Below are 11142 nucleotides of genomic sequence, written 5' to 3'. Positions count from 1 at the left end.
GTCGAATGCACCGGTCTTGAAAACCGGCATGGGTTTATAGCCCATCTAGGGTTCAAATCCCTATCTCTCCACCATATAACAAAATAGCCCGCTAATTTAGCGGGTTTTTTTGTGTTCAAAAAAAGTACTGCACTTGCTCATGCTTGAGATTCATTCTAAAACTCAAAAGAGAACATATCGTTTAATTGAAATGTTATACCAATTTGCATAAGTATTTAAGCAATTCAACGAATTAAATCACGCGCTAAACTACTGAACGATTTTATTTGATACGTTAATGGTCAGTAGTGGAGTTGTTAGCTACTTGCGAGGCTCTGCAAGGCATTGGTGATCTCATTCATTCGGATTGTTGTAACTTTACCATGAACCTGCGATATCAGATCACCGTTCTTATCCAAAACAACAATGACTGCTTCATCACTATCTGAGGGCACACCTAACGCTTCTTCCATGACCTGTGAGTTCAGAATCCAAGTTTGATCGTGGTAGCGTTGCGGTACTTTTTCTTTTGCCCGACCAATGGCATCCTCTTCCGACATAAAGAATGGTAAATTGACAGCTAGGACGTCCCGAATCCGATATTTATCATGATCGATTTTTGAACGTAATGTGTTAACCCACTCCCGAGTAGATTTTGCGGCATTACGAGACGGCGTAAGTATGAGCAGTGTTGGTTGACCTATCAGTTTGTTACTGTCTACTTTTTCGCCATTGAGTGTTGTCGCTGTAAACGACGGCCATGGTCCATCGCCTGCAAAAGCGGACGGCCCGCATAGTGTTAGTATCGCAATAAGCGGGAGCTTAAAAATAAGTTTAAATGTTGAGTGGTAAAGTGTTTTGGGCTTTATTGGTCTGGGCATTATAGTATTCCTCAGGTCAGTGGTGGGGCGCAAAATATCAGAGCAAGCAAAATTCAAACACATAAGCAGTAGTATTCAGAGCAGACTCTTTTTCAAATTATCTTAGCTCTCAGATCCAATAAGCAAACAGCAAATATACAATAAGCGATTGCAGAGATTTCATCTGTTTGTATTCGAACTTTTAGCTAGCTTGGTAGGTCGTTGTAATTTATTCATTGTTGATATTATCAAGCGCTTGGCGAACTTCATTCACAATTAAATTTTTTGCCAATTTTTCATCGATATCGGGCACATCCCAGCCAAAAATAGTGCGATATTTCTCAATCAAATTACTGACGTCTTCAATAATATCGTTGCGATGGGCTGCTAACTCTAGTTTTTCTATTTTAGCCATATTCAATTCACCTTAAAATGTATAGATAAATCTAGATTAGCCTTGTATTCATGCTACTTCGGTGCGATAGCGAACAGATTGAATGAGAATATTGCTGCAAGCTTTTAAATATAAACTCTATTAACAAAACAATGATTTATTGTTTGCCATCTTTAACTTGGAGCAAATACGTCATGTTACATACTCTGAATGATTTAAAAAATTTAGCCATTGATGCATCGGATGGAGATATTGGGCTTACCAAAGATTTTTATTTTGATGATAAACACTGGGTGATCAGATATTTGGTGGTTGAAACTGGCACTTGGCTATTGAGCAAAAAAATATTACTTTCACCTATATCAATTAAAAAGTTAAATCAGAAACCACAGACGCTCACTGTTACAATTTCAAGAAAACAAGTTAAAAATTGCCCTGATATGGATAGCGAAAAGCCAGTTTCTAGGCAGTATGAGCTAGAATACATGCGATATTATGGTTACTCACATTATTGGGATAACACTGATATTTTGGAAGGTGATCCCGGCCCTAATATGATGTCACCTGGTAATTATAGTGTCGCACCAAAGCCTGATAACTTAGATGCACCAGATAATTTCGCAGATGTTGATGCTGCATTATCTCAAGATAATGATCATCATCTACGCAGTAGTAATGCAGTAACGGGTTATAAACTTGATGTCATAGACGGTGATCTAGGTCACTTACAAGGTATGTTGATAGATACCGACACCTGGGAAATTCGTTATTTTATTATTAACACCAGTAATTGGTGGTTGGGTCATCTGGTTTTGATTGCTCCCAAATGGATTAAAGAGGTGAGTTGGCCTACTTCTAAAATTTATGTTGATATGACGCAGCAGCAAGTGAAAGATGCCCCCACTTTTGACCCCTCAGTGCCTTTTAATCTAGAACATGAACAAAATTTGCAAACTCATTATGGTTGTAATGTTGAATAACAATATTACCTTTAAATGAGGTCTTTGATTGGTTTGTTTACGTTATTAAATAAGTATTCTTGTAGTAAGTCGTTTAATTCAACTATTTAATTCGAGAGTGTTGGTTCAAATCCCGACCTCTTGATCCATTAACAAAAAAGTCTAGTGCTTGTCTTTATTAAATTACCTAGCTTATATGTTGTATGTTTTATCATCATAAATTACGACCATAGTCTCTATTTCTAAGCTTTAGATCTTGGTGCATGCTTAATACATTAAAATTTATACTCTGTATTAAGGATTATTAGATGAAACATCAACTCGCAAAAAGCGTCGCGCTTTCATTATTGTCCCCGGTAATTATTGGCAGCTTGTTAGGATTGTATTATGCACTAACGCTACAGGGGGATTTCTTATCCGTATTTTTTCAACTGTTGATGACTGCTATCTCAAATGCACATATTGTAGGCTTAACGATGGCGGCCTTTGTTGTGCCAGGGTATTTACTAATGTTTAAGTATTCTAAAGTTAATTATTCAGGTGTATTAACGCTTGGTTTGTTAGGTGGCGCTATATTTAGTTACTTATTAAGTGCCTCAACTGGCGAGATATTTTTGATTAATAGTGTTATGTCAGCATTTGCAGCCGGACTGTTTTTATTTGGTCTTCGCAAATCGGTAAAAAAATAATCGCAGCATTATTAACCAAGCACGCTGATAAACGGTGCGATTTCCTTTTTTTTACCTCCAAAAGGTTCCAATTTTTCACGACAAAGAGTACCTTTAGCTACTGTATGTTTAATAAGAAGTAGTTTGGTATGCAAAAGCACGATTTTTACCAGTCATTAGTTAAGCAAACTGAATCGCTGATAGCTGGTGAATCTAATGTAATTGCCAATTTGGCAAACATAAGCGCGCTGTTATTTACCTCTTTAGAAGATGTAAATTGGGCGGGCTTTTACTTTATGGATTCTCCTACTGAATTAGTACTTGGTCCGTTTCAAGGTAATCCTGCATGCATCCGTATTCCCGTTGGGAAAGGGGTATGTGGAACAGCTGCGGCAACCGCTGAAACACAATTAATTGAAGATGTTCACGCTTTTGACGGGCATATAGCCTGCGATGCAGCGTCTAACTCTGAAGTAGTTGTACCTATCATGAAACATGGTAAAGTATTCGCAGTACTAGACATTGATAGTCCAAGTATTGGCCGATTTGATGCTGATGATAAAGCTGGCCTTGAAGCATTAGTGAAATGCTTAGAGGCGAGCCTGTAATGAAAGATTTGCTAAATGTTCAAGACTACCTATTTGCTGTGCAAGATGTTGGCGACTGGGAAGGCGAAGAAGAGCATGTAGCGGAAACGCTCAATGATTTAATTCATATTGCATGGGATCGTCTTCCAGATGATTCAGAATGTGAATTTATTGATGAAACAATTAATGGTATTTGGGAACACCTTCGGGGTGATATGGCTGTAATAGAAGCCGATTTCGAAGAGTTGGTCGACTGGGTAACACACTACGTCGATTCGTCCCTTGATGAAAAGATGTGAAAAATAGGTTCTAAAATGGAAACCACAAACAAGCTAAAAGATATTAATGAAGTGTTGGAATTTTTATATCAAGAATTCCCACAATGTTTTAAACAAAAAGATGGCATCAAGCCGCTTAAAGTAGGTATTTTTAAAGATATTGCTGAGCGTATTGAAGGGTCTGAAAAAGTAAGTAAGACTCAAGTTCGTCAAGCGCTTAGAAAATACACGTCTAATTGGCGTTATTTAGAAGCTGTGACAAAGTCAGAGTTTCGTATTGATCTTGATGGTAATCAAGGTGAAAAAGTTGAGCAAGAGCATATCGACCATGCACAAAAAGCATTGGAAGAAAGCCGCGCTAAAATGGCAAAACGCAAAAAACAACAGCGTCCTCGCCAAGATTCTGATTCTAAATCTTTCAAGAAAAAACCAGCTCATGCTAGCAAAGCAGGCGATAAAAACGCACCTGCAGCTAACAAACCTGCTAAAGCAGCGCCAGTTAAACGTTCAGGAAAAATTGAACCTTTACCAGCAACTGAGGTCAAGGTTAATAATAAGGTTAAGGTTAAACTTGGCCAAGCACTTGTAAATGCAGTAATCACTGAAGTGAACAAAGATGACGTTCATGTTGAATTAGTGACAGGTATGCAAGTTAAAACCAAAGCTGACAGCTTATACATCGTTTAAGTTGTAAATAAATTAAGGAGTTGTGTATGAGTAAAAAGTTTACGCTCATTCCGTTAGTTGCTGCCCTGTTTTCAGGTTCATTATTTGCTGCTGTAGAAGCCGTTACAATTGACGATTTACCCCAGCTTAAGCAAGAGAGTCAACATGGTACTGCTAGCAAACGAGTGGCTAGCTTATTTGCTCGTTCACACTATACACCGGTTCGATTTAACGATGAGCTTTCTAGTAAAGTGTACGATCGTTATATCGAATCCCTTGATTTTAATAAAAGCGTTTTCTTAGCCAGCGATATTGCTTCTTTTGAGCAATATCGTGATGACTTTGATAACGCTATTACTACCGGTAAATTAGACTTTACGTTTGATATTTTTAACTTAAGTCTTAAACGCCGTTTTGAACGTTACGAGTATTCACTTACTTTACTTGAAAAAGAAATGACGTTTGATAAAGAAGATGAATACTTTTTTGACCGTGAAGATTCAGCATGGCCTGTGTCACAAGCTGAGCTTGATGAAATTTGGCGTGAGCGTGTAAAGTACGACGCACTGCGTTTAAAAATGACGGGTAAAGATTGGGAAGGCATTAAAGAAGTGCTGACCAAACGCTATAGAAATGCAGAAAAACGTTTAGTACAATCTAATTCAGAAGATGCTTTTCAAATTGTTATGAATTCGCTAGCACGTAGTATTGAGGCGCATACGTCTTATTTATCGCCACGTCGTGCAGAGCAATTCAAAATGGATATGGACTTAGAGCTTGAGGGCATTGGTGCCGTACTAAGCCCAGATGAAGACTACACTGTTATTCGCAGCTTAGTGCCGGGAGGCCCTGCAGATAAAACAGACCAAATTAAAGCTGATGACCGCATTATTGGTGTTGCCCAAGATGGCGAAGAATTTGTAGACGTAATTGGCTGGCGTTTAGATGACGTAGTTGATTTAATTAAAGGTCCTAAAGGGACTAAAGTACGTCTACAGTATTTAAAAGGTGTTGACGCTCACGGCGCACCTAAAGTTGTTGAAATCACGCGTGATAAAATTCGACTTGAAGATAGAGCGGCTAAATCAGAAGTATTTGAAGCAAAATACTCTGATTTAACAAGTAAAGTTGGCGTGATTGAAATTCCAGGCTTTTACAATAATCTTTCGAAAGATGTAAAAGTTGAGCTGGCTAAGCTTAAAGAAGAAAAAGTTGATGGTATTATTATCGACTTACGCCAAAATGGTGGTGGTTCTTTATATGAAGCAACACAACTGTCTGGTTTGTTTTTTGACCAAGGTCCAGTTGTTCAAATTCATACCTTAAATAACCGTATTGAAGAGCAAAAAGATCGTGATGGTATAACTTATTACGATGGTCCTTTAACTGTTTTAGTTGACCGTTACAGTGCCTCTGCTTCTGAAATATTTGCAGCAGCTATGCAAGATTATGGTCGTGCAGTTATTATTGGCGAACAAACTTTTGGTAAAGGTACAGTACAGCAGCACAAAGGCTTAGGCCGCGCTTACGATTTATACGATAATGCGCTGGGTAGCGTACAATATACGATTGCTAAGTTTTATCGTATTAACGGTGGTAGTACGCAACATAAAGGTGTGATCCCTGATATTTCGTTTCCATCAGCAATCGATCCTGCAGAGTGGGGCGAAAGTAAGCAAGATAATGCACTTCCTTGGGACAGCATTGTTAAAGCGAAATACAAAAAATTAGGTAATTTAACACCTATTATTACGTACCTTGAGAAACAACACGAAGTACGAATTAAATCAGAACCAGAATTTGGTTATGTATTTAATGACATTACCTTATACAACGAAGAGAAAGACCGTAAAACTATCTCTTTAGTTGAAGCTACGCGTATTAAAGAAAAAGATGAAGGTGAAGCACGTGCACTTGTACGTACTAACGAACGTCTTAAGCGTTTAGGTAAAGATCCGGTAGAAAACTTAGACGATTTACCTGAAGTAATTGAAGAGCTTGACCCATTTTTGGAAGAAGCTGCATTAATTACTCAAGATTATATTAATTATGGTCGTATAGCTAAGAAGTAACAACTGGTTTTACCTCTATAAAAAAGGCGCTTTAGCGCCTTTTTTACTACCTAAAATTTACTAAATTGTTATAATCCTTGATTACATAAAGTTGAGCTAGATCAATCATGCTCAATTAATGCGCTTTACGTGCTAAAAATAATAATTAAACACACAGTAAGTGTGTCTAGGAGTCTCTACTTTGAAGCTATTGGATGACAAACCAATCAAGCCCGCCTCGTTTTTTGATGCATTAATTCCTATCTCTGTATTAATTTGTTTACTTGGTGCTGCAGTTTACTTATTTGGTGATAACTCTTCATCAGGCCCTAACCAAATTGCACTTTTATTTGCTACTTTTGCAGCGGCTTTAATTGGGCTTAAAAACGGTTATACATGGAAAAAATTAGAACAAGCTATGATCGAAGGTATAACGCTTTCACTTGGCGCTATCCTAATTTTACTTATGGTAGGTGCGTTAATTGGCACTTGGCTACTTTCTGGAACTGTACCAACTTTAATTTATTATGGCTTGCAAGTTATAAACCCAAGTTGGTTTTATGCAGCGAGTTGTTTAATTTGTGGCATTGTAGCTATGAGTATAGGTAGTTCTTGGACTACTGCCGCTACGATAGGTGTTGCTTTATTAGGCGTTGCAACGGGTCTTGGACTTGAACAAACAGTTACAGCAGGCGCTGTTATATCTGGCGCGTACTTTGGTGATAAGTTAAGCCCGCTGTCAGAAACAACCAATCTAGCGCCAGCAGTTGTAGGCGCTGATTTATTTGAGCATATTCAACATATGCTGTGGACGACAGTACCAAGTTTTGTAATTGCACTGATTATATTTATATTCATGGGCTTTAACGCAACTGCTTCAAGCGAAGCGGGGCGCATTGATGAAATAACGGCTATTTTACAGCAAAACTTTAATATTGGTTTTGAAATGCTAATCCCGCTAATTGTACTTTTAGTTTTAGCGATTAAAAAAATGCCAGCCTTTCCTGCTATCTCTATCGGTGCTGTTGTGGGCGCTGTTTGGGCCATGTTGTTTCAATCTGATTTAATTGCTAGCCAAATTGATGTTTCTCAAGGGCAGCTAGTTGGCTATTTTAAGCTTGTTTGGACGACGTTTTTTGATGGTTTTAGCATAAGTACAGGCGATGACAAAATGGACTCCCTACTCAGTGGTGGCGGTATGTCCGGAATGCTTACAACCACATGGCTTATTATGACTGCCCTGATGTTTGGTGCCATTATGGAAAAAACAGGCCTTTTGGATATTTTTGTTAAAAGTATACTGAAAATAGCTAAAAGTACGGGATCGTTAATTGCGGCAACAATAGCAACGTGTATTGGTACTAACGTGATAGCGGCCGATCAATATATTGCAATTGTTGTACCTGGTCGTATGTTTAAAGATGAATATGAAAAACGTGGTTTGAAGCCTGTTAACTTATCTCGTACATTGGAAGATGGCGGTACAATTACCAGCCCACTAATTCCATGGAACACGTGTGGCGCATATATGCAAAGCGTTTTACTAATAAATCCTTTTGATTATGCACTCTACGCTTTCTTTAACTTAATTAACCCTGTTTTAGCGGTGGTTTATGCCTATTTGGGCATTAAAATTTTACGTATTAAGCCAAAACAATCCGCCTAATTTTAAACAGCTCCTTTTAACTTAAAAGGAGCTGTTTTGGAGTATCTATGACTGAATCAAGTAAACCTCAAGTACAATATCTTAAAGACTATAAAGCTCCTGATTTTTTAATTGACCACACAGAGCTAACCTTTGACTTACAGCCATTATCAACAAAAGTAAGCTCTTTGCTAACGCTTACGCGTGTTGGTGATAAAAAAGCACCTTTAGTGCTTGATGGTATTGATTTACGCTTACTGTCTTTATCTATTGATACGGTTGATATAACTGATTATGAAATTATTGGCGAGCAGCTAATAATTAATAACCTACCGGATAGTTGCCAATTAAGTATTGTGACCGAGATATCGCCTGAGACGAATACTTCTTTAGAGGGTTTGTATTTATCTGGCGGTGCGTATTGTACACAGTGTGAAGCGCAGGGTTTTAGAAAGATCACCTATTACATGGATCGCCCTGATGTACTTGCCACGTTTGATGTAACTATTATTGCCGATAAAAAGTATCTACAACTTCTTTCTAATGGTAATCAAGTAGACAGTGGTGAAACACAAGATGGTCGTCATTTTGTTAAATGGCAAGACCCATTTAAAAAGCCGAGCTATTTATTTGCACTTGTAGCGGGCGATTTTGATGTTTTAAAAGATACGTACACGACTAAAAGCGGCAGAAATGTAGAATTAGCATTGTTTGTTGATAAAGGTAATTTATCTAAAACCCCCCATGCTATTGCCTCACTCAAAAAGGCAATGCAGTGGGATGAAGAACGCTTTAATTTAGAGTATGACCTTGATATTTATATGATTGTAGCCGTCGATTTTTTCAACATGGGCGCGATGGAAAATAAAGGGCTAAACGTTTTTAATAGTAAATGCGTATTAGCTAATCAAGAAACAGCCACAGATAAAGACTACCATACGATTGAATCCATTGTAGGGCATGAGTACTTTCATAACTGGACAGGTAACCGAGTTACTTGTAGAGATTGGTTTCAGTTATCGCTAAAAGAAGGGTTAACTGTATTTAGAGACCAAGAGTTCAGTAGTGATTTAGGCTCTCGTGCACTTAACCGAATTGATGCGGTCAAAGTTATGCGTACGCATCAGTTTAGCGAAGATGCAGGCCCTATGGCTCACCCAATTCGCCCTGAGAAAGTTATTGAAATGAATAACTTTTATACAGTAACTGTATACGATAAAGGTGCTGAAGTTATCCGTATGATGCACACATTACTGGGTGAAACTAACTTTCAAAAAGGGATGACGCTTTACTTTGAGCGCCACGATGGGCAAGCAGTTACATGTGATGACTTTGTAAGTGCGATGAGCGATGCATCAGGTGTTGATTTAGAGCAATTTAAACAATGGTACAGCCAATCAGGTACACCGCGTTTAAATGCAATTCAAGAATTTGATAGCAGCTCAAATACATACACTTTGACAATCGAGCAAACAGCGCCAGCTAATCAGCCAGAGAATAAAAAGCTTCATATACCTTTTGCTATTGAACTACTTGATGCCAATGGACAAAGTATTGCTCTGCAATATAAAGGTAAAAAGCTAGATCATGTACTCGATGTAACTAATGCGACTCAAACATTTAGCTTTGATAATATTTTAGAAAAGCCTGTTGCGGTTTTACTCGAAGACTTTTCTGCACCTTGTATTTTAAACCAGCAAACAACAGAGCCCGAACTATTGCATATTATGCGTTTTGCGCGCAGTGATTTTTCACGTTGGGATGCACAACAGCAGCTATTCATTAAGGCGATTAAATCTCAAATCACCGATGCAACGAATAGCGTATTAAGCAGCGAAATTATAAATGCGCTACGTGTACTTATAAACACCAAAGAGGGCGATTTAGCTTTAATTGCAGAGCTGTTTAAATTGCCGAGTTTTGACACGTTAGCTGCTGAATTTGATGTAATACCTGTAGATGACATTATTGAAATAACAGAAAAGTTTGAGCAACAAATTGCTGATGAACTTGCTGATGAGCTGCTTAGTTGTTACGAATCTCTTGAAGATGATGGCAGTATAAGTGCAAGCGCTGTTGCGAATCGTGCTTTAAAGCAAATATGTCTGCACTACCTTGCTAAAACACAAAGTCCAGAAGCTGTAACCTTTATTCAAGAAGCTGCAAGCTCGACTAATATGACTAATGTACTTGGTGCCTTAAGCGCTGTGGTAAAAGCTTCACACCCTGTTAGAGATGAGCTTTTGAGTCATTTTGATAGTCAGTGGCGTCATGATGTTTTAGTCATGGATAAGTGGTTTGCACTACAAGCTATGCAATCAGGCAGTACTGCTATAGATGATATTAAGGCACTTTACGAACACCCGTGTTTTGATTTTTCAAATCCTAACCGTGTACGTGCACTTGTAGGAAGTTTTAGCCACTTTAATACAGCACAATTTCATCGAGCAGATGCTCAAGGCTATGCGTTATTAGGTGATTTATTAATAAAACTTAATGCAATTAATCCACAAAATGCATCTCGTATGTTAACACCGTTTATGTCGTGGAAGCGTTACGATGATGTACGCTCACAAGCAATGAAGCTGCAATTACAACGCTTAGCCAACTTAGATGGCCTAAGTGCTGACTTGTATGAAAAGGTTGAAAAAGCGCTCGCATAAATGATTGAGTATTATTTTACCTTAAGATTGAGCTATAACGAGTGCATGGATTACTACCATGGCCGTTTTAGCTCTTTACAAGTTGTAGAGGATGGCGGTAAAACAATTCGTTTTGCTGCTACGCATTTGAGGCCCTTCATTTCGAGCTTGGGTGTACGTGGCCGTTTTAGACTCTTATTAACCCCCGAAAACAAGTTCATCCGCCTAGAGCGAGTGGCCTGACACTCGGTTTTTATGTTATATATACATAAAAATATTGTATTTTTGTTAATTTCAATTTGTCCTATTGTTAAATTACGTGTATAAATTATCTGGTACGACGTCTTACCAATACGTAAGCGTTAACCAGAATAAAAAGTATATGACAGATTAAAGCGAGTATTTGTAATTTC

At 38.1% G+C, this 11142-nt stretch carries 11 protein-coding genes; 9 read left to right on the top strand and 2 right to left on the bottom strand.

The annotated features are described in order from the left end of the window. Positions 1 to 296: 296 nt before the first annotated feature. Both AAEY68_RS07990 and AAEY68_RS07985 read right to left on the bottom strand, forming a co-directional pair. Positions 297 to 860 carry a peroxiredoxin family protein gene (locus AAEY68_RS07990; protein ID WP_231621046.1) on the bottom strand — a complete coding sequence of 188 codons (564 nt, stop codon included), beginning with the start codon at positions 858 to 860 and terminating at the stop codon, positions 297 to 299. 208 nt (positions 861 to 1068) lie between these two features. Continuing rightward, positions 1069 to 1254 (bottom strand): hypothetical protein, encoded by a 186-nt coding sequence (locus tag AAEY68_RS07985; RefSeq protein ID WP_024589178.1) that lies wholly within the window; start codon positions 1252 to 1254, stop codon positions 1069 to 1071. Between the two features lie 173 nt (positions 1255 to 1427). On the opposite strand from AAEY68_RS07985, the gene AAEY68_RS07980 reads away from it, so the two are divergent. The 9 genes from AAEY68_RS07980 to AAEY68_RS07940 all read left to right on the top strand — a co-directional run bounded on the left by AAEY68_RS07980 (position 1428) and on the right by AAEY68_RS07940 (position 10972). Next, positions 1428 to 2213 carry a PRC-barrel domain containing protein gene (locus tag AAEY68_RS07980; protein ID WP_350585772.1) on the top strand — a complete coding sequence of 262 codons (786 nt, stop codon included), beginning with the start codon at positions 1428 to 1430 and terminating at the stop codon, positions 2211 to 2213. 287 nt (positions 2214 to 2500) lie between these two features. After that, complete coding sequence (locus AAEY68_RS07975; protein WP_007586920.1) at positions 2501 to 2881, top strand: hypothetical protein; 381 nt, start codon at positions 2501 to 2503, stop codon at positions 2879 to 2881. 128 nt (positions 2882 to 3009) lie between these two features. Next, positions 3010 to 3468, top strand: coding sequence for a free L-methionine (R)-S-oxide reductase MsrC (msrC, locus tag AAEY68_RS07970; RefSeq protein ID WP_007586917.1), 459 nt, complete (start codon positions 3010 to 3012; stop codon positions 3466 to 3468). Beyond that, positions 3468 to 3746 carry a hypothetical protein gene (locus AAEY68_RS07965; RefSeq protein WP_002961910.1) on the top strand — a complete coding sequence of 93 codons (279 nt, stop codon included), beginning with the start codon at positions 3468 to 3470 and terminating at the stop codon, positions 3744 to 3746. Before msrC ends, AAEY68_RS07965 begins: the two co-directional genes overlap by 1 nt. 15 nt (positions 3747 to 3761) lie before the next feature. Next, entirely contained in the window at positions 3762 to 4412 is a 651-nt protein-coding gene (proQ, locus tag AAEY68_RS07960; RefSeq protein ID WP_007586916.1) for an RNA chaperone ProQ, read from the top strand. Positions 4413 to 4438: 26 nt separating this feature from the next. Then, complete coding sequence (gene prc, locus AAEY68_RS07955; RefSeq protein ID WP_350585771.1) at positions 4439 to 6463, top strand: carboxy terminal-processing peptidase; 2025 nt, start codon at positions 4439 to 4441, stop codon at positions 6461 to 6463. 181 nt (positions 6464 to 6644) lie between these two features. After that, the gene (gene nhaC, locus AAEY68_RS07950) at positions 6645 to 8108 is read left to right on the top strand and encodes a Na+/H+ antiporter NhaC (protein WP_007586912.1); all 1464 of its coding nucleotides are present in this window, start codon (positions 6645 to 6647) and stop codon (positions 8106 to 8108) included. Between the two features lie 47 nt (positions 8109 to 8155). Beyond that, positions 8156 to 10750, top strand: coding sequence for an aminopeptidase N (gene pepN, locus AAEY68_RS07945; RefSeq protein WP_024592565.1), 2595 nt, complete (start codon positions 8156 to 8158; stop codon positions 10748 to 10750). Next, entirely contained in the window at positions 10751 to 10972 is a 222-nt protein-coding gene (locus AAEY68_RS07940) for a DUF2835 family protein (protein WP_010552655.1), read from the top strand. Positions 10973 to 11142: the final 170 nt, after the last annotated feature.

Origin of the sequence: Pseudoalteromonas sp. RB2-MNA-CIBAN-0110 (genome assembly GCF_040309305.1) — a bacterium.
GTDB lineage: Bacteria > Pseudomonadota > Gammaproteobacteria > Enterobacterales > Alteromonadaceae > Pseudoalteromonas > Pseudoalteromonas arctica.
This window is presented reverse-complemented; position numbering and strand designations above follow the sequence as displayed.

Excerpts from the sequence above, each read along its gene's own strand:
- AAEY68_RS07990 (WP_231621046.1), bottom strand. The coding sequence starts at position 860 with ATGCCCAGACCAATAAAGCCCAAAACACTTTACCACTCAACATTTAAA.
- AAEY68_RS07985 (WP_024589178.1), bottom strand. The coding sequence starts at position 1,254 with ATGGCTAAAATAGAAAAACTAGAGTTAGCAGCCCATCGCAACGATATT.
- AAEY68_RS07980 (WP_350585772.1), top strand. The coding sequence starts at position 1,428 with ATGTTACATACTCTGAATGATTTAAAAAATTTAGCCATTGATGCATCG.
- AAEY68_RS07975 (WP_007586920.1), top strand. The coding sequence starts at position 2,501 with ATGAAACATCAACTCGCAAAAAGCGTCGCGCTTTCATTATTGTCCCCG.
- msrC (WP_007586917.1), top strand. The coding sequence starts at position 3,010 with ATGCAAAAGCACGATTTTTACCAGTCATTAGTTAAGCAAACTGAATCG.
- AAEY68_RS07965 (WP_002961910.1), top strand. The coding sequence starts at position 3,468 with ATGAAAGATTTGCTAAATGTTCAAGACTACCTATTTGCTGTGCAAGAT.
- proQ (WP_007586916.1), top strand. The coding sequence starts at position 3,762 with ATGGAAACCACAAACAAGCTAAAAGATATTAATGAAGTGTTGGAATTT.
- prc (WP_350585771.1), top strand. The coding sequence starts at position 4,439 with ATGAGTAAAAAGTTTACGCTCATTCCGTTAGTTGCTGCCCTGTTTTCA.
- pepN (WP_024592565.1), top strand. The coding sequence starts at position 8,156 with ATGACTGAATCAAGTAAACCTCAAGTACAATATCTTAAAGACTATAAA.
- AAEY68_RS07940 (WP_010552655.1), top strand. The coding sequence starts at position 10,751 with ATGATTGAGTATTATTTTACCTTAAGATTGAGCTATAACGAGTGCATG.